Annotated in this window: 22 protein-coding genes; 4 read left to right on the top strand and 18 right to left on the bottom strand. The window is 70.3% G+C overall.

Annotation, left to right across the window (positions count from 1 at the left end; all coding sequences use genetic code 11):
* The first annotated feature begins 28 nt into the window (after positions 1 to 28).
* A complete protein-coding gene (locus tag HW566_RS08560) occupies positions 29 to 676 on the top strand; it encodes a hypothetical protein (RefSeq protein ID WP_178012069.1) in 648 nt (215 codons plus the stop codon).
* Here the strand turns inward: HW566_RS08560 and HW566_RS08555 are convergent.
* The 18 genes from HW566_RS08555 to HW566_RS08470 form a co-directional block, all read right to left on the bottom strand.
* Positions 612 to 1,199: a DUF1349 domain-containing protein gene (locus tag HW566_RS08555; protein WP_178012067.1), complete on the bottom strand. Its 588-nt coding sequence runs from the start codon at positions 1,197 to 1,199 to the stop codon at positions 612 to 614. The two genes, HW566_RS08560 and HW566_RS08555, sit on opposite strands and share 65 nt — an antisense overlap.
* Before the next feature lie 18 nt (positions 1,200 to 1,217).
* Positions 1,218 to 1,610 carry an ester cyclase gene (locus HW566_RS08550; RefSeq protein ID WP_178012065.1) on the bottom strand — a complete coding sequence of 131 codons (393 nt, stop codon included), beginning with the start codon at positions 1,608 to 1,610 and terminating at the stop codon, positions 1,218 to 1,220.
* 40 nt (positions 1,611 to 1,650) lie between these two features.
* A complete protein-coding gene (locus tag HW566_RS08545; RefSeq protein WP_178012063.1) occupies positions 1,651 to 3,012 on the bottom strand; it encodes an ABC transporter substrate-binding protein in 1,362 nt (453 codons plus the stop codon).
* A gap of 37 nt (positions 3,013 to 3,049) precedes the next feature.
* Positions 3,050 to 3,913, bottom strand: coding sequence for a carbohydrate ABC transporter permease (locus HW566_RS08540; RefSeq protein WP_178012061.1), 864 nt, complete (start codon positions 3,911 to 3,913; stop codon positions 3,050 to 3,052).
* A complete protein-coding gene (locus tag HW566_RS08535; RefSeq protein WP_178014815.1) occupies positions 3,913 to 4,842 on the bottom strand; it encodes a carbohydrate ABC transporter permease in 930 nt (309 codons plus the stop codon). The genes HW566_RS08540 and HW566_RS08535 overlap by 1 nt, the downstream gene beginning before the upstream one ends.
* Positions 4,843 to 5,101: 259 nt before the next feature.
* The gene (locus HW566_RS08530; RefSeq protein WP_178012059.1) at positions 5,102 to 5,899 is read right to left on the bottom strand and encodes a polyprenol monophosphomannose synthase; all 798 of its coding nucleotides are present in this window, start codon (positions 5,897 to 5,899) and stop codon (positions 5,102 to 5,104) included.
* Between the two features lie 65 nt (positions 5,900 to 5,964).
* Positions 5,965 to 7,572, bottom strand: coding sequence for a class F sortase (locus HW566_RS08525; protein ID WP_178012057.1), 1,608 nt, complete (start codon positions 7,570 to 7,572; stop codon positions 5,965 to 5,967).
* Entirely contained in the window at positions 7,572 to 8,474 is a 903-nt protein-coding gene (locus HW566_RS08520; RefSeq protein WP_178012055.1) for a DUF4397 domain-containing protein, read from the bottom strand. The genes HW566_RS08525 and HW566_RS08520 overlap by 1 nt, the downstream gene beginning before the upstream one ends.
* A gap of 57 nt (positions 8,475 to 8,531) precedes the next feature.
* Positions 8,532 to 10,547 carry a glycosyltransferase family 39 protein gene (locus HW566_RS08515; RefSeq protein WP_178012053.1) on the bottom strand — a complete coding sequence of 672 codons (2,016 nt, stop codon included), beginning with the start codon at positions 10,545 to 10,547 and terminating at the stop codon, positions 8,532 to 8,534.
* Positions 10,544 to 12,055: a glycosyltransferase family 2 protein gene (locus tag HW566_RS08510; protein ID WP_256336019.1), complete on the bottom strand. Its 1,512-nt coding sequence runs from the start codon at positions 12,053 to 12,055 to the stop codon at positions 10,544 to 10,546. Before HW566_RS08510 ends, HW566_RS08515 begins: the two co-directional genes overlap by 4 nt.
* Positions 12,052 to 12,588, bottom strand: coding sequence for a GtrA family protein (locus HW566_RS08505; protein ID WP_256728638.1), 537 nt, complete (start codon positions 12,586 to 12,588; stop codon positions 12,052 to 12,054). Before HW566_RS08505 ends, HW566_RS08510 begins: the two co-directional genes overlap by 4 nt.
* A gap of 147 nt (positions 12,589 to 12,735) precedes the next feature.
* Positions 12,736 to 13,410: a response regulator gene (locus tag HW566_RS08500; protein WP_178012051.1), complete on the bottom strand. Its 675-nt coding sequence runs from the start codon at positions 13,408 to 13,410 to the stop codon at positions 12,736 to 12,738.
* Positions 13,407 to 15,908, bottom strand: a complete 2,502-nt coding sequence (locus tag HW566_RS08495; protein ID WP_178012050.1) for a sensor histidine kinase — start codon at positions 15,906 to 15,908, stop codon at positions 13,407 to 13,409. The genes HW566_RS08500 and HW566_RS08495 overlap by 4 nt, the downstream gene beginning before the upstream one ends.
* A gap of 9 nt (positions 15,909 to 15,917) precedes the next feature.
* Entirely contained in the window at positions 15,918 to 16,523 is a 606-nt protein-coding gene (gene kdpC / locus HW566_RS08490; protein WP_178012048.1) for a potassium-transporting ATPase subunit KdpC, read from the bottom strand.
* A 20-nt stretch (positions 16,524 to 16,543) separates the two neighbouring features.
* Positions 16,544 to 18,712 (bottom strand): potassium-transporting ATPase subunit KdpB, encoded by a 2,169-nt coding sequence (kdpB, locus tag HW566_RS08485; protein WP_178012047.1) that lies wholly within the window; start codon positions 18,710 to 18,712, stop codon positions 16,544 to 16,546.
* Positions 18,712 to 20,394, bottom strand: a complete 1,683-nt coding sequence (gene kdpA, locus HW566_RS08480) for a potassium-transporting ATPase subunit KdpA (protein WP_178012045.1) — start codon at positions 20,392 to 20,394, stop codon at positions 18,712 to 18,714. Before kdpA ends, kdpB begins: the two co-directional genes overlap by 1 nt.
* A gap of 1 nt (position 20,395) precedes the next feature.
* Entirely contained in the window at positions 20,396 to 20,482 is an 87-nt protein-coding gene (locus tag HW566_RS08475) for a potassium-transporting ATPase subunit F (protein WP_256728948.1), read from the bottom strand.
* 202 nt (positions 20,483 to 20,684) lie between these two features.
* Entirely contained in the window at positions 20,685 to 20,894 is a 210-nt protein-coding gene (locus tag HW566_RS08470) for a hypothetical protein (protein WP_178012041.1), read from the bottom strand.
* Between the two features lie 73 nt (positions 20,895 to 20,967).
* On the opposite strand from HW566_RS08470, the gene HW566_RS08465 reads away from it, so the two are divergent.
* The 3 genes from HW566_RS08465 to HW566_RS08455 all read left to right on the top strand — a co-directional run bounded on the left by HW566_RS08465 (position 20,968) and on the right by HW566_RS08455 (position 24,201).
* On the top strand, positions 20,968 to 21,303 hold the full coding sequence (locus HW566_RS08465) for a TraR/DksA family transcriptional regulator (protein ID WP_178012039.1): 336 nt from the start codon (positions 20,968 to 20,970) through the stop codon (positions 21,301 to 21,303).
* A gap of 72 nt (positions 21,304 to 21,375) precedes the next feature.
* Complete coding sequence (locus tag HW566_RS08460) at positions 21,376 to 22,239, top strand: phosphatase PAP2 family protein (RefSeq protein ID WP_178012037.1); 864 nt, start codon at positions 21,376 to 21,378, stop codon at positions 22,237 to 22,239.
* A gap of 819 nt (positions 22,240 to 23,058) precedes the next feature.
* Positions 23,059 to 24,201 (top strand): IS30 family transposase, encoded by a 1,143-nt coding sequence (locus tag HW566_RS08455; RefSeq protein WP_178012035.1) that lies wholly within the window; start codon positions 23,059 to 23,061, stop codon positions 24,199 to 24,201.

The following is a 24,201-nucleotide window of genomic DNA, read 5'->3' as shown; positions in this document are numbered from 1 at the left end:
GCCCGTCCTCACCCACTAATCTCGCAGCATGGACCACGGCCCGGCATCCGATCGCGGAGCGCGCTACGGGGCGGCCGTCGTCGCCGCGCTGTTCGGTACCTACCTGGCCGTCGCGACCGATGTGTCGGCGATCGTGCAGTCGGAGAGCTACGCCGGCAGCATCACCAACGACGCGCCCTTCGTCGACGCGGCGCAGTTCCTGCTGGTCGTGGCGACGCTGGTCGCGGCCTGCGCGTTGCTGCCGACCTCCGGCATGCGGCGGGTCGCGGGGGTCACGCTCGTGTGCGTGACGCTTTTCCTCTGGGCGACGTTCGGGCTGCTGCGGGGCGGCGGACAGCTGGCGCAGTTCGACGCGCTGTGGTCCGTCGTGCTCGACCAGGGGTTCGTGGCCCTCCTCGCCGGGGTCGGGGGCTGGGTGATCGCCCGGGGTCGGCATCCGCTGTCGTGGCTCGTCGTGGTCGTCGCCCTAGTGCCCCCGGTCGTCGGCCCTCGTCTGATCGATGCCAACGTCACCTCCGGCGGGTACGCACTGGCGATGCAGGGGATCGTCGTCGCCGGGGGGCTCGCGGCGGTGTGGGCCGCGGCGGGGATCGACCGGTGGATGCGGCGGGTCAGTGCTCGGGATGCAGCGACGCGTCGGCGGGAACACTCCGCCACGACACGAAGCGAACCGTGAGTCCCGCGCGGGTGGGCGCGCAGCAGAAGGGTCCCGCGGTGACCGTCGCCGCGGGGTCGAGCGGGGCGACGCGCACCAGGCGCCAGTCGCCGTCGTCGACACGCGCGCGGATCGTCACGGCGTCGCCCGACCGGCTCGCGCGCACCGTGACCGTGCGCCCGGTCCAATCCGAGACGGGCGAGAGCGACCAGTCCGACATCCCGCGGGTGACGACCGCGCCCAGGCTGTCGGCGCCGTCGCTGTGCTCGATCCCGGCCTTCATCCAGGTCTCGGCGTCGACGCGGAGGAACACCCCGGCCTGGTCGAACTGAGCCGAGAAGTCGAGCACGAACGCGACCTCGACAGCGGTGCCCGGCGCCATCGGCGCCAGCAGCGCGTGCTCGTCGTCGTGGACGAAGCCGTACGAGGTCACCCGCCAGGCGTCGCTGCCCTCCCGCGCCGTCACGAGCAGGACGTCGCCGTCCCGTTCGACCCGCTCGGGCTCGTTCGTCCATGAGCCGGACGACCAGTCGGTGTCTGTCATCCCTGTTCTCCTCTCGGGTCAGTCGCTCAGCTGCGCGAGCAGCGCGGCGTGATCGGTCGTGCCGGCGAACTCGGCGATGCGCCCGCCCGCCAGCCGCAGGAATGAGAACTCTGCGACGTTGACGTGCCGACGGGTGGGCCGGATGCCGCGGAAGGCGCCGGTGTGCGTGCCGCTCGCGCGCACGTGGGCCGCGATGCGGTCGTCCTCCGCGACGAGCTGGATGCGGCGCACCTGCCAGTCGGGAAACGCATCGAGCACCTCCACGACGCCCGTCATCCAGGCGTCGATCCCACCCGGCAGGTGCGCTCGCCGCACGTCCGGATCGACGAACGAGCGGATGGCGTCGAGGTCGTGGCGGTTGCAGGCCTCGAGGTATTCGGCGTACCAGGCATGCATCTCCCACGGGTCCATCCGCCCATTATCGACGGGCGCGAGCGGGCGTCCGTGTGTGTCAGCGGGCGGCGGTGGCGTTCTCGTAGGCACGCATCGCTGCGTCCTGCGCGTCTGCCAGTGCCTCCTCGGCGGTCTTGTCGCCGAGCAGCGTCGCCGTGACGGCATTGTTCAGCTCGTTCTGGATGTCCTGTCCGGCGGGGGAGGATCCGAACGACGAGCCGTAGTCGACGACGTCGTAGTAGGTCGCGACGACCTGGTCGAAGCCCTCGTCGCCCGACGACGTCACCCACTTCTCGCGGATCTCCTGGTCGGGCTGCGGCGACCCGGTGAACAGGCCCGTGTTGGCACCGCCGTCGGCCGCGCGGGTCTCGGCCCGCGCCGCTCCGGCGGCGTTCCAGGCTTCGCCGCTCGTGAGCGCCGAGACCCACGCGCACGCGGCGGCCGGGTTCTTCGCCCCGACCGGGATGACGAAGGCCTGACCGCCCGAGACCGAGAAGGGCTCGCCCGCGCTGTCGCGGAACGGCACCGCCTCGATGTCGATCTGGTCGAGGTACGGCGAGAGCACGTTCGGGTACCACTGCGCGTTGACCTGCGCGCCGACCTGATCGGTGACGTATTGGTTGCCGTCGCCGAAGGTGTCGAACGCGTCGGTGAAGCTCTTGACCTGCGCGAAGCCGCCCTGCTTCTCGTTGATCCGCTGCAACAGTTCCATGCCGGCGATGTTGGCCGGGTCATCGAGCGTGGGGACGCCGTCGTCGTCGGTGAGTCGACCGCCCGAGCCCAGGATCCACAGCGCCGACTGGCCCGTCGAGACGGGGTCGAAGCCGAGCCGGGTCGGCACCCCGCCCGACTCCTGGTACATCTTCTCGATTGCGGCGAGCAGCACGTCGGGCTGCGACGTGTCGATCTCGTCGGCGGTCACGCCGGCGGCATCCATCACCCGCTTGTTCAGGATGATGGCCGGTGGCTGGTAGAACTGCGGCGCACCCCAGACCCGATCCTCGTACCGCACGTCGTCGACGACCGACTCGTACCAGCGGTCGTCGGCGTCGACGTCGTGGGCGTCGAAGCAGGTGTCGAGCGGCATGACGAGGCCCTGCGCGGCGTATTGCGTGACGTACCGGCGGTCCATCTGCACGACGTCGGGCACGTCGCCGCTCGCGACGCGGGTCGTGAACTTCTGCGAGTCGAAGGCCGTCGCGTCGAGCTGCACGTCGACGTCGCCGAGCTGCTCCGCGGCGTAGTCGAGTCGCGCGGTGCCGACGTCGTCGGCGTTCTCGAACCCCCATGCCGCGAGGGTGCCGGTGGGCGTCGCGGCGAAGTCGACCTCCTCCTCGGTGCCGCCGTCGCCCGTGCATCCGGTCAGCAGGACGACGGATGCCGCGGCCACCGCCGCCGTTCCGATCAGTCGATTGCGCATGTGTTCCTCCTGTCGTGGCCCCACGCGAGCACGCGGGTCATCCCTTGCGTCCCTGGGTCGCGACACCCTCGACGAAGTAGCGCTGCCCGAACGCGAAGAGGATGAGCATGGGGAGCGTGACGATGAGCGAGGCCACCATCACGTACTGGTAATCGCCCTGGCCGCCGGCCGTCGGGCTGTACTTGGTCATCGCGTAGGCGATCCCGAGCGGCGTGGTGAACTCGTCGACCGTCCCGGCGTTGAGGTAGATGAGCGCCGCCTGCAGGTTGTTCCAGCTGGCTTGGAACTCGAACAGGAAGACGATGACGAACGACGGCACCGACAACGGCATCGCGATGCGCCAGAACAGCCCCCAGGAGCTCGCGCCGTCGATGCGCGCAGCCTCGAACAGCTCACGCGGGAGGCCGAGGAAGAACTGGCGCTGCAAGAAGATGTAGAACGCCGAGCCGAAGAGGTTCGCGCCCCACAGCGGCACCCACGTGCCGAGCAGGCCCGTCTCCTTCCAGATCAGGTAGACGGGGATCATCGTCACGGCGCCCGGCAGCATCATCGTCGCCAGCACGAGCCCGAAGAGGAGTTTGCGCCCGGGGAACGAGAAGTACGCGAACCCGAAGGCGACGATCGAGCTCGAGATCGACACGGCCGTCGCGGCGAGGAGCGCGATCGCGACGCTGTTGAACATCCAGCTGAGCAGGGGCAGCTGGTTCCAGACCTCGGCGTAGTTCTCGGGAACGAAGGTCTGCGGGATGAGGCGGTTGTCGAAGACCTCGCCGCGCGGTTTGAAGCTCGCCGCGAGCAGCCACGCGAACGGGTAGAGGAACAGCAGCGCGAAGCCCGTCGAGACCGCAGCGAGCACGACGCGGCCCGCGACGGTCCCGGGCGTCCGGATGCGCGTGCCCATCACCGGTCGCCCTCGTAGTAGACGAAGCGGTTACCGAACCTCACCTGGACGACGGTGACGATCATGATGATGACGAACAGGAGCCATGCCATGGCGGCGGCGAAGCCGAAGTTGAACTGGCGGAACGCCTGCTGGAACAGGTAGATGGCGTAGAACAGCGATGCTTCGGGTGAGGAGTTGCTCTGGTCGCGCCAGAACAGCAGGTATGCCTGGTCGAAGACCTGGAAGGCGGCGATGGTGAGCACGAGGACGTTGAAGAACATCGCACCCGAGATCATCGGCAGGGTGATCGAGAAGAACTTCCGCACCGGTCCGGCGCCGTCGAGCGACGCCACCTCGTAGAGCTCGACGGGCACGTTCTTCAGGGCGGCGAGGAAGATGACCATCGTGCCGCTGACGGTCCACAGCGCCATGATCACGATGCTGGGCTTGACCCAGTCGGGGTCGACGAGCCATTGCGGCCCCGGGATGCCGATGGCGGCGAGGCCCTGGTTGATGGCGCCCGAGTTGCCGTTGAGGAGCAGGAAGAACACCGCCGCGGTCGCGACCGCGGGCGTCATCTTCGGCAGGTAGTAGAGCGTGCGGAACACGCCGGCCCCGCGACCCATGCGATTGAGCAGGAGAGCCAGCACCAGGGCGAACGCGATCTCCAGCGGTACGGCCATGACCGCGTAGAACAGCGTGTTGGCGAGCGAGACGGCGACGCGCGGGTCCTCGAAGAGGCGCGCGTAGTTGTCGAGGCCGACCGGTCGCGACGAGTTGGTGGCGAGGTTGTAGCTGCTGAACGAGATGACGAGGCTGTAGACCATCGCGCCGACGGTGAAGACCAGGAAGCCGATGATCCACGGCGTCAGGAAGAGATATCCCGCAAGCGCTTCGCGCTTGTTGTACTTCTGCCGGATGCGCCGGGCAGGAGCGGTGCTGCTGATGTCGGCCTCCGATGCATCGTCGCGGCAGGACCTGACGGACGCCGTCCTGTGAGGCCGAAGCTAGGAGCACCAAGAGACGCTTCCCCAGTGCCTTGACAGGGAAGCGTCTCTCGGGCAGTGATCGCGACGCTACTGATCGTGCCGCACCGCGCAGCCTCGATGCGCTCAGCCGGCGGCCGCCACGTTGACGTGGAAGGTCGAGACGAATCTCGGTCTCGACGGGCCACGCGCTCGGAGCCGAGACGGCCGATCACGTCTCTCAGGCCGGAGCGAGCCGGCGCGTGTTGGCCCGGACGGAGGGAAGCCGTCGGTGGTGGATGATGAGTTCGCGCAGGGCGCTCACTCGCCGGCGGATGCCCCAGACGCTCACCTTCCACAGTGACTCGCGGACGATGTTCCCACTCATCTTGCTCTCGCCCCGTTCGCGTTCGATGAAGGTGATCGGCACCTCGACCACGTGCAGCCCGCGCTCGAGGCCGCGCCAGAGCAGATCGAGCTGGAAGCAGTACCCGTGCGACTCGACGGAGTCCAAGCCGATCGCCCCGAGGGCCTCCGTGCGATACGCGCGGTAGCCGCCGGTGGCGTCGCGGATGTCGATGCCGAGGGCGAGGCGAGCGTAGACGTTGCCCCCGATGCTCAGCACCTTGCGGTGGAACGGCCAGTTGACGACGCTGCCGCCCGGCACCCAGCGGGAGCCGAGCACGATGTCGGCGGACCGCAGTTCGCTGAGCATGACGGGCAGGGATTCCGGCTGGTGCGATCCGTCCGCATCCATTTCGACCAGGACGTCGTACCCGCGCTCGCGGCCCCAGGCGAAGCCCGCGAGATACGCGCGCCCCAGGCCGTCCTTCGCGGTGCGGTGGAGGACGTGCACGCTCGCGTGCCGGGATGCGAGACGGTCCGCGAGGTCTCCGGTGCCGTCGGGCGAGGAGTCGTCGACGATGAGCACGTCGGAGACCCCGACGGCGAGGACGCGGTCGACGATCCCCTCGATGTTCTCGACCTCGTTGTAGGTGGGGACGATGGTCAGCGCTGCGTTCATCTGGACGATCTCCATTCGGGTGGCAACGATTCGGGCGGTTCGGGGCGGTTCGGGGCGGGTCGGGGCGGGTCGGGCAGGTTTCAGGCGGCGATCGCGGTGACGACGATGTTGTCCTCGTACAGGCCGGTCTCGGAGCTGATCGGTCCGCCGCAGGTGACGAGGCGGAGCTCCGGCGTGGGTACCGGCGCGTAGATCGATTCGGTGGGGAATCCGTGCTTCTTCACGCTCTGCATGCTCGTGACGACGAATTCGGCCACGGACCCGTCGCTGCGGGACACCGAGACGGTGTCGCCGGGGCGCAGCTGGGGGAGGTTGTGGAAGATCGCCGGGGCGGTCGGTGAATCGACGTGGGCGGCGATGACGGCGGGTCCGACCTCGCCCGGAACGACCCCGTCCTCGTACCACCCGACGTCGTTGTAGTCGGCGGGCGCCTCGATCCAGCCGTCCGCGCCGCGTCCCAGCCCGATGAGGTCGGATTCGAGGCCGATGGCCGGGATCGACACGTGCACGGGGACCGCGTCCGAGGCGGCCTCCGCCGGCACCGGATCCTGGAACGCGCCCGCGCTCGAGCTCGACGACGCTCCCGTCGCCGAGCTCGACGACGGCCCGAGCGGCGGACAGCCCGCGAGGGCGTCATCGGTCAGCATCGCCTCGGCGAGGGCATTCCAGGCGTCGCCGTAGTACGTCGGCGTTCGCGCGGCGGTGTCTCTCATCCGCCCGAGATCGGCGCCGGCATCGTCGGTGCGCCCCGCCGCGGCATAGGCGGCCGCACGCGCCGCGTACGCGACAGGGTGCTGATCCGTCGTCACGGCACCCGAACCCGAGTCGAGCTCGGCAGGCAGCACGTCGTCGCCCGGGAACGCCGTCGCCATCGTCGCCGCGAGCTCGGCGTCGGCGGCGTCGCAGGACTCGGCGTACCGGATCGGTGCGCGGGCGGCGTCGTATCCGAAGCCCGGCTCGCCCGTGCCGTCCGCTGCGCCGGCGATGGCCACCGACCCGTCGGTCGCGACCGTCGCCCAGTTGGTCGGGAGCGCGTTCGCGTCCAGCAGTGCCTCGGTGGCGGCGCGACTGCCCTCGGCGAGCTCGTCCCAGCGCTCGTCGCCCGACGCGTCCGCCAGCACCGCGTAGGCCGCGGGCGATGCGTAGGACGGGTTGTACGCGTGCGGCGATGTCGTCGCCCACGTGCCCGGGAGGAGGATCCGTCCGAGATCTGTCGTCGCCGTCATCTCCTCGAGCAGCGCGTCGCCGAGGGCGAGTCCGTCGGCCGACAGGTCGTCGCGGCCGAAAGCGTCGCCGGCTAGAACGAGGGCGCGCGCGGCGTCGAGGTCGGCATCGGATGCCGGCTCGTCGTCGACGACCGCCCCGTTTTCCCAGCGCCAGGCGAGCAGCAGGTCGTCGCGCTGGAGGTTGTCGGTGGTCCAGTCCCAGATCTCGTCGAATCGCGCTTCGTCGTCGGCGACGACGGCGAGCAGCAGGCCGTACGCCTGGCCTTCGCTGACCGTGTCGCCGCCCTGGTCGGTGCGGACGACACGCCCCCCGTCCACGTAGGTGTCGAGGAACGCGTCGGCCGCCGCCGTCGCGCCGGTATCGGATGCGTCGCCGTCGGTGACCGGCCCGGAGCACGCCGTCACCGCCAGTGCGATCGCGGCGCCCGATGCGGCAGCCGTGAGGAAGCGCCGCGCCCGCATCAGGCGGTGTCCCGCGCTCCGCGGCGCCGGACAGCCGCGGTCGTGACGACGGCAGCCGCGAGCAGTGCAGCGGCTCCCATGAAGATGCCGGCCGGTGCGGTCTCGCTGTGCGCGGCACCGCCGCCGCCGGTCTCGATGCCTCCGATGGGCATGTCGGCGAGGGTGGCGGAATCGGTGACCGCCGTGGCCGTCAGAGCTCCCGACGAGGTGTCGAGCACGAAGAGGGTCGAGACCGAGCCCGCGGGCAGGTCCACTGTCGCAGTCGACACATCGTCGGCGCCGGCGAGCTCGAGGTTCCACGACCCCGCTCCGACGGCGGCGTAATCCGTGGCCGAACCGGTCGGGACGTCGCGCGCGATGGGGCGGCCCTGTGCGGTGTCGACGCTCACCGTCGGCTCGACGGTCGACGCCTGGATGACGCGCACGCGCGCCTCTCCCGCGGCCGGGGCCGAGAGGTCGTCCTCGAAGACGACGGTCTGGAGGTCGGCGTTGACGCCGTACGCGGCGACCGTGACGGGGCCGCCCGCTGCGACGTCGACGGACTGCTGGACGATCGGCTCAGCATCGTCCGCCGCGTCAGACGGGACCATCGAGACGACGTACGTCCCCTCGGCGAGCGGGATGTAAGAGCTCACCGCACCGTACGCGACATCGTCGAGCTCGTACACGACGGCGCCGCCGGCGAGCGCGGTCATCTGCACGTCGACGGACTTCGTGTCGGGCGAGAGGTGCGCGACGCGGGCCCAGCCCCCGGGTTCAGCGGGAACGGCTGCGGATGCGGCGGGGGCGACGGCGATGCTGATGGCGAAGGGGATGGCTGCGGCGGCGACGACAGCCAGTCCGCGGATTCCCCGCCCGGCGGTGCGGGCGTTCGGGTCGAGGTGCGAAGTGTGACGAATCATGATGATCCTTTCTTCGGGGTTGGGCCGGGCGGTTCCGCCCGGCGCGGGGGGAGGCTCTCAGGCTGCGGGGCGCGGCAGGAGTTCGGTGGGCTCGACGGGCGAGAAGGTCACGACGAGACCCGCGTCGCTGCGCTCCACCGACAGCGGGGCGAGCGAGCCGGTGAGCGAGGTGAAGAATCGCAGCGCCGCGTCCGAGCCCGCGGCACGTCCCCGGGCGTCCTCGCCGGCGAACGAGCTGATGACCAGCTGCCGGTAGACGCCGGAGGGATCGCCCTCGAGCTGGGCGATGTCGGCGATGTCGATACGGCCCGTCGTGGCGATCTGCGCGAGGGACAGCAGGATGCGACCGTCGACGACGCCGGCTGTCATGAGGTCCTGCTCCTCGACGGGCACACCGACATCGGGGTTCGTGAGAAGCTGCTGCCCGGCGAGAGAACGCGCCGCGTACAGGCCGTCGTCGGCTGCCTGCGCGAGACCGGACTGCTCGCGGTCGACGTACCGGACCTCGACCTGCTGCGCGCCCTCGCCGAACGACGCCACCACGACGCTGTTGTCGATCGCCTGGCGGACCGTCGGGAACTCGGTCGGGAAGGTGCGCATGGAGTCGGTGGTGACGACGTAGTCGTAGTCGCGCCATCCGTTGGGAGCGAGCGCCTGGACGTCGGAGTCGGTGTCGGCCTTGTAGTACCAGACGACGTTCTCGCGGCGGAACCCTTCGTCGACCAGGTCCACCCACATCGCGTCGTCGACGAGGATGCGGGCATCGCCCGAGGCGTTCTCGACCATCCAGGTCTCGGCATCGCGCAGCGGGCGATCGAGGTCTGCGAGCAGGAAGCCGCGCAGCTGCGTCGTCCACAGCGGGACGGCGGCGACCATCGCGACGACGAGCGCTGCGGCGATCCCCGACCCGCCGATGCGTGAGAGCACCGGATGCCGTCCGCTGCGGGACCGGAGCCGTTCGACGGCGACCTGGCCGATGCCCGCGATGACGATGGCGGCGAACGGCAGCATCATGATGACGTAGGGCACGGGCAGATAGCCGCCCCGGAACATGAACGCCGTGAGCGCGAGCAGTGCGACGGCCCAGGGTCGCAGCCGCCGGACGAACAGCGCGGCGACCGCGGCGGCGAGGCCGGCGACGATCAGGACCGAGTCGAGCTGCCACCACATCCCGATGGTGCGGGACATGAGGCTCTCGGGATCGAACAGCGACCCGCTGCCCTCGCGGGATGCCAGCTGGAAGGCGAGCCCTTCGAAGAGGCTCACTCGGCCGGGCCCCGGCATGACCTCGCCCTTGACGAGGGCGAACGCGACGTACGTGAGACCCAGCAGTGCGAGCACGGACGATGCCACCGACAGCGTGTACCGGCGCGTGGTGCGGTCGGCGCCGCGCCACATGAACCAGGCCAGCAGCGGCAGCGCCAGCAGATACGTCTCCTTCGTGAGCACGGCGATGCCGAATGCGGCCGCGGCGCCGATGTATCCGAGCAGCTGCTTGTTTCGGCTCATGCCCAGCAGCAGCGCGGCGAGGAGCCAGGCCGTCGCGATGTTGTCGAGGTAGACCTGTCGGTGGAACTGGACGGCGAGCGGCGACAGCAGGAACAGGACGACCGCGACCGAGGCCGTGGCGCGCGCGAATCCGATGCGCCGGACGACGAACCACAGGAGGATCGCCGCGACCACGGTGGCCGCCATCACGGCCTCGCGTGCCGCGATGACGGCGACGTCGTAGCGGTCCCACGCGCCGGTGAGCGCCGCATAGCCGGCGATCTGGATCCATCCGAGGGGCGGGTGGTCGTACCAGTACGTGTAGTGGGTCAGCTCGCCGAGGTTGCCGATGGCCCAGGCCTGCGCGGTGTATGTGCCCTCGTCGTCGATGCGCTGCGGCGAACCCGCGAGGTTGACGAGGTTGACGATCAGGCCGACGACCACGGCGGGGAGCAGCCAGGCGAGGTCGGTGCGACGTGCGCGCCACGGCGACACGGGGCGGATGCCGGCGGTGTCGCCGTTGCCTCCGTCATCGGTGGGCGTTGAGACCGGTGCCGCCGGTGAGCGGTCGAGTGTCGAGGTCATTTGTTCTCCTCCGAGGCAGAGGCGGCGATCAGCGCCGGGGATGCGGGCGCAGCCGTGTCCGCGGCGGCGGGGGATGCGGGTGCGTCGCGGTGCGCTCCCGTGTGCTCGGTCTTCTCCCAGCTGCCGTCACCGCGCAGCTGGCGGACGACCGAGCGGACGGCGGCTGCCGCGAGGAAGATCTGGTACGGCACGAGACCGAGGACGAGCTTGACGTAGTCGCGGACGCGGACCTTCTTCCCGTAGACCCGGCCGAACTCGGTGAGCCCGGCCGCCTCGACCACCAGCGTGATGACGGTGGGCAGCAGCGGGAGGAACGTCACGAGGGCGACGGCGGTCGGCACCTTGACCAGGAGGATGAACGCGATCGAGATCGGGATCAGCACACCCGTCGCCGCCTGGATGAACGGCATGTTGAGCAGGTACCGCGCGTACATGCGCTGGCGGAGGGTGGGGAGCTTCTTCCATTCGCCCTTGCCGAGCACCTGCAGGAATCCCTGGTTCCAGCGCGTTCGCTGCTTGTACAGCGACATGAGCGTCGGCGGGGTCTCTTCGCGGGTCACGTACTCCGGGTTGTAGGCGACGACGACGTTCGCGCCGTCGCTCGAGAGGCGGACCCCGAGCTCGCAGTCCTCGGCGAGGCATTGGTCGTCCCAGCCCTGCGACCATTCGAGACGATCGCGGGTGACGAAGACCGTGTTGCCGCCGAGGGGGATGAACTTGGAGCGTGCGTGGAAGTGCAGTCGGGAGCGGAACCAGAAGTAGTACTCCAGGACATTCCGCAGCGACCACCAGCTCGTCTCGAAGTTCATGAGCTGCACGCCGCCCTGCACGACGTCGGCCCCGGTCTCCTGGAACTTCGAGTCGACGACGGTGAGGAGGCCGGGGTGGACCTCGTCTTCGGCGTCGAACACACCCACGACGTCGCCGGTCGCGATGGCCAGCGCACGGTTCAGCGCCTTGGGCTTGTTCTTGGGCACGCTGTCGTCGACGACGACCTTGATGAGGTGCGGGTGACGCGCGGCGGCCTCCCGCACGACGAGTTCGGTGCCGGGATCGTCATGACCGACGATCGCGATGATCTCGAAGTCGGGGTGGTCCTGCTGGGCGAGGCGGTCGAGGGTCTGGCCCATGACCTCCTCCTCGTGCCGCCCGGGCACCAGCAGGGTGAAACGATGACGCGCGGGGCGCGGGGACGAGCTGAACTGCGTGGCCCGGAGATCCGCCGCCGAGCGCCAGGCGTGCAGCATCCACCAGAGGGTGGTCGCCGCCACGGCGGTGAGGAGGAGGGCCAGCAGGATCACTCCGCTGTAGCCGAACCACTCGCCCACGGACCAGGCCATCAGGCCGTCGGCGTCCGCCGGGACGCTGGAATCGATCGGGGCGGGAACGTCGACCTCGCCCACCGACGGCTGTCCGGGGGCGGGCGCGACGGGGGTGAGCAGCGGGTCGGGGGTGGGGCCGGGGTCGGGCTGGGCTCCGGCGATGACGATGCGGTCAAGAGGGATCACGAGGGACCTCCGGTGTCCGGACGGACGGTTCGACGAGCGGGATGCGGCAGGCGCAGAGTGCGCGAACGCGGGGAGAAGACGAGCCACCGGTATGCGGCGAACCGGAAGGCCGTTCCGAGCACGAGACCCACCCCGTTGCCCGAGATGTTGTCGGCGAGCTGCGAAGTGAAGCCGAGCACGTAGTGCGAGACGAAGAGGCAGCCGGCGGCGATCAGCAGGCCCACGACGTTGACGACGGCGAAGAGGATGCCTTCGCGGACGGCGTGCGGGGAGCGGTCGCGCCGGAAGGTCAGGTAGCGGTTGCCCAACCAGGCGAAGGCCGTGGCCACGGCCACGCTGACGACCTTGGACCAGATGGGGGAGTCCTGCAGGACGGTCGCCCGCACGGTGTTGTAGACGACCAGATCGACGATGAACGCGAGCCCGCCGACGAGGCCGAAGCTGGCGAGCTGGCCGATCAGCCGTGAGCCGGCGGGCCTCGGCTGCGCAGCGGAGTCGGTGCTCGCGGGGGGAGCGGTCCGCGGGGGCGCCACGGTGCGGGGCCGGGTGGCCCTCGTCGTCTCAGTCTCGATATCTCTCCGCACGACGGGTGATCCGGTGCGGGGAAGCCAGCGGTTTGGAACGGTCAGGGGGTTCCCAGGGCGACGTAACCTGCCGTTCTTCTCGGGCAGCGCCCGCCGTCAGTCGACGACGAGTCGGTACCCCATGCCCGCCTCGGTCAAGAGATGCCGGGGTCGGGCGGGGTCGGGCTCGAGCTTCTTGCGCAGCTGCGAGACGTAGAGCCGGAGGTAGCCCGTATCGCTCACCTGCTCGGTGCCCCACAGCTCCTTCAACAGATCCTGGCGGGTCACCAGGGCTCCGGGGTTGCGCGCCAGAACCTCGAGCATCCGCCACTCGGTGGGCGTCAGGTGCACGCGCTCGCCGGCGCGGGTGACGGCTTTCGTGGCGCGGTCGACCTCCACGTCGCCGAACCGGACGACGGGTGCGGCGGTCGCGCCGCCGGTGCGGCGGCCGAGGGCGCGCAACCGGGCGAGCAGCTCGTCGATCTGGAACGGCTTGGTGACGTAGTCGTCGGCACCGGCGTCGAGAGCTCCCACCTTGTCGGCTGACCCGGTGCGGCCCGAGACCACGATGATGGGCACGTCGCTCCAGCCGCGCACCGCCTCGACCACCGAGACGCCGTCGAGGCGCGGCATCCCCAGATCGAGCACGACGATGTCGGGATGCTCGGATGCCGCGGCGGCCACGGCTGCGGCGCCGTCGGCGGCGGTGACGACCTGGTAGCCGTGCGCGGCCAGCGTGATCCGCAGCGCGCGCACGAGCTGCGGATCGTCGTCGGCGAGCAGGACCTTCACTCCCCGATCCTCTCCTGCTCGGACGCGATCGGCAGTTCGATGACCATCGTCAGACCGCCGCCGGGCGTCGGCTCCGGGACCAAGGTGCCCTGCATCCCCTCGGTGAAGCCCTTCGACAGGGCCAACCCGAGTCCGAGTCCGGTGGTGTTGTCGGCGTCGCCGAGCCGCTGGAACGGCGCGAAGATGTCGCCGTACCGCTCCATCGGGATGCCGGGCCCGCGGTCGATGACGCGGATCTGGGCTCGCCCGCCCAGTGCACTGGTGCTGATGCGCACAGCACTGCCGGCCGGTGCGTGGCGGTGCGCGTTTGCGAGCACGTTCACGATGACCCGCTGCAGCAGGACCGCGTCGGCGACGACGGGCTCGAGCGTCTCGTCGAGGGCGAGTTCGACCTCGTCCGGCCCGAGCCCCAGCTCGTCGATCGCGGCGAGCACCACGTCGGCGGTGTCGACCGGCCGGAGCGCGACCGCCAGGGCGCCCGCCTCGATGCGGCTGACGTCGAGCAGATCGGTCACGAGGGTGGTGAGGGCGTCGAGGCTCTCACCGGCGGTCTCGAGCAGCTCGGCGCGATCGGCTTCGGTCAGTCCCGGGCCCGCCGCGCGGAGCCCCCCGAGCGCGGCGACGGCAGCGGCGAGGGGACGGCGCAGATCGTGGCTGGCAGCCGAGAGCAGCGCGCTGCGGACGCGATCGGTCTCGGCGAGCACCGTCGCCGAGCGGGCGGAGCGCTGCAGATCGGCCTGTTCGAGGGCAGCCGCGAGCTGGGCGACGACGACGTCGAGCAGCCGCCGTTCGGAACCGCCGAGTTCGCCGCCGTGCAGCTCGAGCACCGCGGCATCCCCGACGGGCACCCGCAGGTGCCGCTCGTCGCGCACGGGTTCGCCGTCGGCGGCGAGGACGGTGCCCTCGGCCGCGACGAGCCGCGCCCCCGACATCCGGAAGGCCTCGCGCGCGCGTGAGACGAGAGCCGGCACCGAGCCGTCTCCGCGCAGCACGCTTCCCGCGACCGCGGCGAGCAGCTCGGCCTCGGCGCTCGCCCGGCGAGCGGCGCGCACGCCCCGGGCGGCGCGATCGACGATGATGCTCACCAGCAGCGCGATCACGACGTACAACACCAGCGCCCAGGTGTGGAGGGGATCGGAGATCGTCACCGTGTACAACGGTGCGACGAAGAAGAAGTCGAGCGTGACCCCCGACATGACGGCGGCGAACACCGCGGGCCACAGGCCGCCCACGAGGGCCACGACGACGACGAGCAGCTGGTAGGCCAGGACATCGCTCGTGATCGACTCGGGGCTGCGCAATGCGACGAGCAGCCAGGTGAGCAGCGGTCCGCCCGTGAGCGCCACGACGAACCCGAGCATCCGACGCCGCACGCTCAGCGCGCCGCCGGCGATACGCGGCAGGGCGAAGCGCCCGCCCGCGGCGGCGTGGGTGACCACGTGCACATCGATGTCGCCCGACGAGCGGATGACGGTCGCCCCGATTCCGGGTCCCGTCAGCGCTGCGGCCAGACGGCCCCGACGACTGACCCCCACCACGAGCTGCGACGCATCGACCGATCGCGCGAACTCGACGAGCGCAGCGGGGATGTCGTCGCCCACGACCTGGTGGTAGCTGCCGCCGAGCGACTCGACGAGCGCGCGCTGGCCCGCGAGGGCCGCGGGGTCGGCCGTCCGCAACCCGTCCTGCCCCGACACGTGCACGGCCAGCAGCTCTCCCCCGGCCGACCGCGCGACGATCCGCGCGCCCCGGCGGATGAGCGTCTCGCCCTCGGGGCCGCCGGTGAGCGCGACCACCACTCGCTCGCGCGCCTGCCAGGACCCGCGGATGCCGTGCTCGGCGCGGTAGTCCCGCAGTGCGCTGTCGACCTCGTCGGCCAGCCAGAGCAGGGCCAGCTCTCGCAATGCCGTGAGGTTGCCGAGGCGGAAGTAGTTCGACAGTGCGGCGTCGATGCGTTCGGCGGGATACACCAGGCCCGCCGCGAGCCGATCGCGCAGCGACGGCGGGGCGAGGTCGACCAGCTCGATCGGATCGGCCGAACGCACGACGGCATCCGGTACCGTCTCGCGCTGGCGGACCCCGGTGATCTGCTCGACGACGTCGCCGAGCGACTCGATGTGCTGCACGTTGACCGTGGTGATGACGTCGATGCCCGCGTCGCGCAGCTCCTCGACGTCCTGCCACCGCTTGTCGTTGCGCGATCCACCCGCGTTCGTGTGCGCGAGCTCGTCGACCAGGGCGACCCGCGGTCCGTGCTCGAGCACCGCATCGAGATCCATCTCGTCGAGCGTCACGCCGCGGTGCCGCAGCTCTCGACGCGGCACGACGGGCAGGCCCGACGTCAGCGCCGCGGTTGCGGCGCGTCCGTGGGTCTCGACGATCGCGATGACGACATCGACGCCCGCCTCGTGCAGTCGTCGGCCCTCTTCGAGCATCTCGTAGGTCTTGCCGACCCCGGGCGCCGCCCCCAGGAGCACCCGCAGCTTTCCGCGCCTCACGGCCTCACCCTAGTTGCCGGTGTCGAGCGCCGCGTTGAGTTCGACCACGTTCACCCGCGGCTCGCCGATGTAGCCCAGGTCGCGGCCCGCCGTGTGCTCGGCGACGAGGTCGCGCACCTCCGCCGCCGAGAGCCCGCGCTCGGCCGCGACCCGCGCGACCTGCAGCTCGGCGTAGGCGGGCGAGATGTGCGGGTCGAGCCCCGACGCCGACGCCGTGACGGCATCCGCGGGCACGTCCGCGACATCCACGCCCTCGCGGTCGGCGATCGCGGCGCGCCGCTCCTCGATCGCGGCGACGAGGTCGGCGTTGTTCGGGCCGAGGTTCGAGCCGCTCGAGGCCGCCGCGTCGTAACCGTCGCCGGCCGCCGACGGCCGCGACTGGAAGTATTGCGGCAGCGCTTCGCCGTCGGCATCCGCGAACGACTGGCCGATCAGCGACGAGCCGACGACCTGCCCCTCCGCATCGCGCAGCAGCGCGCCGTTCGCCTGCGCGGGAAGGGCGATTCCCACGAGGGTGATGAGCAGGGTGTACCCGAGGCCGAGGACGAGGGTGAAGACGACCATCGCGCGGACGGCGACGGCGGAGGTGCGCAGCGAGGCGCGGACGGTGGACATGAGAGGACTCCAGACGGGGCTCAGAAGCCCGGGATGAGGCCGACGACGAGGTCGATCAGTTTGATGCCGACGAACGGGGCGATCACACCGCCGAGTCCGTAGACGACGAGGTTGCGGCTGAGGATCGCCGATGCGCCCGCCGCGCGGTACTTCACGCCCCGCAGCGCGAGCGGGATCAGGATGACGATGACGATCGCGTTGAACACGATGGCGCTCGTGACGGCCGAGGCGGGGGACGACAGCTGCATCACGTTCAGCGCCGCGAGCCCGGGGAACACGCCCATGAACATCGCGGGGATGATCGCGAAGTACTTCGCGATGTCGTTCGCGAGCGAGAACGTCGTGAGGGCGCCGCGCGTGATGAGCAGCTGCTTGCCGATGCGGACGATGTCGATGAGCTTCGTGGGATCCGAGTCGAGGTCGACCATGTTGCCGGCCTCCTTCGCCGCCGACGTACCGGTGTTCATCGCGACGCCGACGTCGGCCTGCGCGAGTGCGGGGGCGTCGTTGGTGCCGTCGCCGGTCATCGCGACGAGGTGGCCGCCCTCCTGCTCCTTCCGGATGAGGGCGAGCTTGTCCTCGGGGGTCGCCTCGGCGAGGAAGTCGTCGACGCCCGCCTCCGCGGCGATCGCGGCCGCCGTCAGCGGGTTGTCGCCCGTGATCATGACCGTGCGGATGCCCATCGATCGCAGTTCGGCGAAGCGTTCGCGCAGGCCGTCCTTCACGACGTCCTTGAGATGGATGACCCCGAGCAGCACTCCTGCGCCCCGGGGGTCGAGGGTCGCGACGGCCAGCGGGGTCCCGCCGGATTGCGCGATGGCGTCGGCGTTGTGCAGGAGTTCTGCACGCGCCTCGGCCGAGACCGGTCGCGCCGATGCGTCGAGCCAGGCGAGCACCGACCCCGAGGCGCCCTTGCGCACCTGGGTGCCGTCGGGCAGGTCGACACCGCTCATCCGGGTCTGCGCCGTGAAGGCCACCGCCACCGCGTCGCGCGGCAGCTCGGCGACGACATGCTGCGCGGCCGCGAGCTCGACGACCGACGTGCCCTCGGGCGTCGGGTCGGACAGCGACGACAGGGATGCCGCGCGGGCCAGCTCGACGGCATCGATACCGGTCATCGCGACGAACTCCGACGCGCGACGGTTGCCGTAGGTGATCGTTCCGGTCTTGTCGAGCAGCAGCGTCGTCACGTCGCCCGCGGCCTCGACGGCGCGACCCGACATCGCCAGGACGTTCCGCTGCACGAGACGGTCCATGCCGGCGATGCCGATTGCCGAGAGCAGGGCGCCGATGGTCGTGGGGATGAGGCACACGAGCAGCGCGACGAGCACGGGGATGCTGACCGGCGAGGCGCTGTACGAGGCGATCGGGTTCATCGCCAGCACCACCACGACGAACACGATCGACAGGCTCGCGAGCAGGATGTTCAGCGCGATCTCGTTCGGTGTGCGCTGACGGGCTGCGCCTTCGACGAGCGCGATCATCCGGTCGACGAAGGTCTCGCCCGGTTTCGAGGTGATCCTCACCACGATGCGGTCCGAGAGCACCCGGGTGCCGCCCGTGACGGCGCTCCGGTCGCCGCCGGACTCGCGCACCACCGGCGCCGACTCGCCCGTGATCGCCGACTCGTCGACCGTGGCGATACCGTGCACGACGTCGCCGTCGCCGGGGATGAGCTCGCCGGTCTCGACGACGACGACATCGCCGAGTCGCAGGTCGGCCGATGCGACCTCCTCGGTCGCGGCGCCGCGGGCCGCGGCATCCGCGCGCTCGTCGTAGGAGGCGACCCGGCGCGCGGTCGTCGTCGTGCGGGTCTGGCGCAACGCCTGGGCCTGGGCCTTGCCGCGGCCCTCGGCGACGGCCTCGGCGACGTTGGCGAAGAAGACCGTGAGCCAGAGCCACACCGCGATGCCCCAGGTGAACCGCGCGGGCACGGGTGTTCCGCCCGAGGCCGCGGCGCCCCCGAGGAACGGCTCCGCGATCGCGATCGCGGTGGTCAGCGCAGCGCCCACCCACACCAGGAACATCACGGGGTTGCGCCACTGCGCGGCGGGGTTGAGCTTGCGCAGCGCCCCGGGAAGGGCCGCGACGACCTGATCGGCGCTGAACGCCCGGCCGCGGGCGGCGGTCGGCCGAGCGGCGTGCTCGGAGCCGTGCTCGGTGCGGGTTTCGGTCACAGGGGCAGACATCAGGAGAGTCCTTCGGCGAGGGGTCCCAGGGTGAGGACCGGGAAGTAGGTGAGTGCGGTGATGATCACGACGACGCCCGCGAGCAGACCCGCGAACTGCGGACGGTGCGTCGGAAGCGTGCCGACGCTCTCGGGCGCCTTGTCCTGAGCGGCGAGCGAGCCCGCCAGGGCGAGGACGAGCACGATCGGGATGAACCGGCCGAGCAGCATCGCCACGCCGAGAGCGGTGTTCAGCCACGGGGTGTTGGCGGTGAGTCCCGCGAACGCAGAGCCGTTGTTGTTCGCAGCCGACGCGAAGGCGTACAGCACCTCGCTCAGACCATGCACGCCGGGGTTCCAGATCGAGGTGCCCTCGACGTCGGCGCGGACGGCCGGGATCGCGAAGCTCAGGGCGGTGCCCGCGAGCACGAGCGTCGGGGTCACGAGGATGTACAGGCTCGCGAGCTTGATCTCGCGCGGGCCGATCTTCTTGCCGAGGTATTCCGGGGTGCGCCCGATGAGCAGGCCGCCCACGAACACCGCGAGGATCGCGAGCACCAGCATCCCGTACAGACCCGAGCCCACACCGCCCGGAGCGATCTCGCCGAGCATCATGTTGAGCATCGGCAGCATCCCGCCCAGGGGCGTGAAGCTGTCATGCATCGCGTTGACGGCGCCCGTGGAGGTGAGGGTCGTCGCTCCGGCGAACAGCGCCGACGAAGCGACGCCGAATCGCGTCTCCTTGCCTTCCATCGCGGCACCCGCGAGCTGGGTCGCCGCGCCGCCTCCCGAGGACTCGGCCCACGAGCCCAGCGCGATCGAGGCCAGGAAGATCCCCGCCATGACCGCCACGATCGCGTAGCCCTGCCGGTCGTCGCCGACGATGCGCCCGAACGCGCGCGGCATCGCGAAGGGGATGACGAGCAGCAGGAAGATCTCGAACAGGCTCGTCCACGGCGTCGGGTTCTCGAACGGATGCGCCGAGTTCGCGTTGAAGAAGCCCCCGCCGTTGGTGCCGAGGAGCTTGATGGCCTCCTGGCTCGCCACCGGCCCGCCGGGGACGGACTGGGTCGCTCCGGCGATGGTCTGCACGTCGGTGAACCCGGCGAAGTTCTGGATGACGCCGCCCGCCAGCAGTACGACGGCCGCGACGATCGACATCGGCAGCAGGATGCGGCCGAGCCCGCGCACGAGGTCGACCCAGAAGTTGCCGATCGTGCCCGAGCGCCGTGAGGCGAAGCCGCGGACGAGGGCGATCGCGACGGCCATTCCGACCGCCGCGGAGACGAAGTTCTGCACGGCCAGGCCTGCGAACTGCACCGTGTACCCGAGGGTGGTGTCGGGGGAGTACGACTGCCAGTTCGTGTTGGTGACGAACGAGACGGCGGTGTTGAACGACAGATGCTCGCTCGGCGCCGACAGGCCGAGGGCGTACGGAAGGAGCGGCTGGATGCGCTGCAGGCCGTAGACGATCACGACTCCGGCGAGCGAGAACAGCAGCACGCCGCGGGTGTAGGCCTGCCACGTCTGCTCGGCGCGCGGGTCGACACCGATCAGGCGGTACACGCCCCGTTCGACGGCGAGATCGCGGGCCGAGGTGTGGACGCGGGCGATGTAGTCGCCGACGGGCCGGTAGAGCAGGACGAGGACGAGGACGAGGGTCGCGATCTGGAGCGACGCGAACCCGATCTGCGCGGCATCCACGTCAGAACCGTTCGGGTCGCACGAGCGCGACGACGAGGTAGACGATGGCGGCGACCGCCAGGGCCGCAGCGAGGAGCGAGAAGACCATCACAGCTTCTCGACCCCCCGAGCGACGAGGCCGACGAGGGCGAAGAGCGCGAGGATCGCGGCGAGGTAGATGAGATCGAGCACGAGACCCGATGCAACACCCCGTCGGATGCCGCTGCCGCGATCCTCACGGAATCCATGCGCCCCCGGCGCCGCTCCTCACGGACCCCTCACGGCCCGCCCGGCCGGCGGGCGACCGCCGCTCAGGGGGCGACGGGCGGGACCTCGTCGTCGATGACCCCGATGCCGACGGCGCGGTGGCTCGGCTCCTCGTCCTTCTTCTCGGGGGCCTTGGGCTCCTCGCCCGGTTCCTTGGCGACGCTGGGCTCTTCGAGCTCGTCGGTCGAGGGCTCTTCGTCGGGTGCGTGCTCGGCGCCCTCGTGCTCGGCGGCGTTGTCGTGGTGATCGGTCATGTCGTTCTCCCTTCCGCCTTCAGCCTGCTCCGGACTGCGTCGCGATGTCACCGGCTTGACGTAGGGTCGCGGGATGGATCCGCGATCGCGTCTCGAACAGCGCGGCCGCGAGCTGACCGTGTTGCTGCAGCGCCTCGACGCGGACGACGACAGCCTGCGTCACGACCGGGCCGATGCCACCGCCGATGACGAGCACGACCCCGAGGGGTCGACCCTGTCGGGCGAGTGGCAGCGCGTCGAGGCGCTGCGCCGGGGCGCCCGCGCCGAACTGGCCGAGGTCGAGGCCTCGCTCGCCCGCGTCGCGGACGGCACCTACGGCGTATGCGTGCGGTGCGGGCGCGAGATTCCCGCGGAGAGACTCGAGGTGCGTCCGCACGCGACGATGTGCGTCGCCTGCGCGTCGCGCTGAGCGGATGGGGCACCTCCACGGCGGTGATGCAAGAGTGTGCGGCGAATCCGTCCGACGGGCCAAGCTGGACCGATGACGCGATCAACGCCACCGCGGCGGCTGTCCGACCCGGCAGACCCGGGCGTCCCCGGAGAGCTGAATCAGGACATGACGCTGGGCACGACCCGCCTCACCCACTGGTACACCCCGTGGGGGCGTGCGCTCGCCGCCGCGGCCCGCGCGATCAGCGAGCGGCTCGGGCCGTACGCGGCGCTCATCGTCAGCCTCCTGATCGGCGGCGCGATCGTCCTCGGACTCAGCGTCGCAGCCGTCGAGGTGTACGACGCCGTCACGGACGAGGACGGCGTCGCCGGCATCGACCAGCCGTTGCTCGACTATGCCCTGACACTGCGCACACCGCTGGCGGAGACCATCGTCACCGGCTTCACCGACATCGCGGGCACGATCGGGATGCCGGTCATCGCCGTCGCGGCGATCCTCATCCTCGCGATCAAGCGGCGCTCGTGGACCCCGGTCGTCCTCATCGCCGCGGCCGGCGGCGGTTCGCTGCTGATGACCGTCGCGGGCAAGGAGCTCATCCAGCGCGAGCGGCCGCCGCTGGAGTTCGCCGTGCCGCCCTTCGAGCATTCGCCCTCGTTCCCCTCCGGGCACACCCTGAACGCGGTCGCCGTGGTCGGGATCATCGCCTACGTCCTCGTGCTGCGGCGAAACTCTCCCGCCTCACGCGCCGCGATCATCGTGGGCGCCGTCGTGTTCGCCCTCCTCGTGGGCCTGAGCCGGGTGTACCTCGGGCACCACTGGTTCACCGACGTGCTCGTCGGCTGGATCCTCGGTGCGCTGTGGCTCTCGATCATCGTCACCGCCCACCGCCTGTACCTGACGGCGCGGGAGCACCGGCATCCGTCCGGAGCGCGAGACGCCGTCGGCTCGGCTTGACCTCGCCCTTGGGGCGAGGCACAGGCCCGAACTCGACCGTCGCCTGATCTGAGCGCTGGAGACGGAAGGAATCCGGTAACTACGGACGCGCTACGCCCGTCGAGGAATCGTGCTGAAATATTGAGGTATATCTCGTTCTCGCAAGCACCCCTCTCACTGTTGTGCCGTTTTCTCTTGCATATTTGGCAAGCCGGGCGTCGTATCAAGCTTGGTCGTGGGTGTAGCCGTTGCCGTCGTCACTTTCATACTTGCTCGGATCGGTAACCGCGTCGATGATCGTGCTCGATCGCGCGAGCCGCGAGCCTCCAGACGCAACATCAAAGCCGGCAGAAGGTACCTCTAGTTCGTTAGCCAAACGCCCCCGCGAGTTCGCGGGTCCCGAGCGCTGGACGTTGACGTTCAACTCATCTCTGGGGGCCTACGAAGTCGAACAGCACGGACCAAACATCGTGCACGATCTACGCATCGACTTCTTCGATGCTCGTGCGGCTCGCCAGGTCGCACTAGTTCCCACCGTCCGCGTCCGTCAGCTTCCGCCACACCTTCCTCTCACGATGGACTTAGGCGCACCGCTCGGGTGCAGCACTACGGTCTCGCGATCCGGTGGGATGACGTCTTCGGCGCCGACCAATACGAAAAGCTACGCGTTGCTGACGCTCGCCACGACTGAGGGCGGCGGGCCGACAGCTTGGCGGTCCTCACGAGGCTGACGTTACCGCGGACACGGACGAGTCATAGGGAGCCTGCCGCAAACGATGGTGGTCTCAACCGATCAACGCACCACCCCTGGGATGATGCGGAAAATCGGAGGGGCGGCGCGTGGGCTCAGCGTTGACATTGGAACAACAGGACGCGATCTGGGACAGGTGGCGGGCCGGGGAACCGGCGCGGATGATCGCACGCGCAGTCCGCTGCGGACCCGCAGCGGTGAGACGGCACCTGGCCCTCACGGGCGGTATCCGACCGTTGCCTCGGAGCCGTACTGCTCTGCGACTCTCGCTTGCGGAGCGCGAGGAGATATCCCGGGGCATCGCCGCTGGCGAGTCCGCTCGGGCGATCGCGTCAAGGATCTGCCGTTCGGCGTCTTCGGTGTCGCGGGAGATCGCGCGCAACGGCGGCCGGGACGCATACCGGGCCGCGGATGCGGATTCGGCAATGTGGGAACGTTCGCTGCGGCCGAAGGCGTCGAAGCTTGACCGCTATGAAGGGATGCGGGAGTTGGTGCGGTTGAAGCTGACGGACGATTGGTCGCCGGAGCAGATCGCCGCCTGGCTACGACGCAGCTTCCCCGACGAGCCCGAGTGGTGGATCTCGCACGAGGCGATCTACCGCCACCTCTATGTCTCGAGCAGGCATGCTCTCCCGTCGGCGTTGACGTCGCATCTGCGGTCCGGCCGGCCAGTGCGGATGTCGCGGCTGGCGCGGAAGACGAAGCAGGGGCGGGGCCGGCTGCGGAACATGCTCTCGATCCACGACCGACCCGCGGAGGTCGAGGCCCGGGAGGAGGTCGGGCATTGGGAGGGTGATCTCGTGATGGGTTCCCGGCCAAGCGCGGTCGCAACGCTCGTGGAACGTTCGACGCGGACGGTGCGGCTCGTTCGGCTGCCGGGCATCAAGGGTCCGGACGTGCGCGCGGCCCTGATCCAGAACCTCCGGATCCTTCCAAAGGAGCTGCTGCGAACGTTGACGTGGGACCGCGGCCGGGAGATGTCCGAACACGAACGCATCGCCCAGACGCTTGGCATCGACGTGTTCTTCTGCGACCCACGATCGCCGTGGCAGCGCGGCTCGAACGAGAACATGAACCGACTCCTGCGCCAGTACCTGCCGAAACAGGCCGACCTGACCCGTTTCACCCAAACCGACCTCGACCGGATCGCGGACAAGATCAACACCCGGCCCCGGCGGGTGCTCGGTTGGGAAACCAGCCACGACCGACTCCTCGACGTGCTCACGGCCTGA

Origin of the sequence: Microbacterium oleivorans (genome assembly GCF_013389665.1) — a bacterium.
Lineage (GTDB): Bacteria > Actinomycetota > Actinomycetes > Actinomycetales > Microbacteriaceae > Microbacterium > Microbacterium oleivorans_C.
The sequence above is the reverse complement of the archived record's forward strand: the minus strand, read 5'-3'. Positions and strand labels throughout refer to the sequence as shown.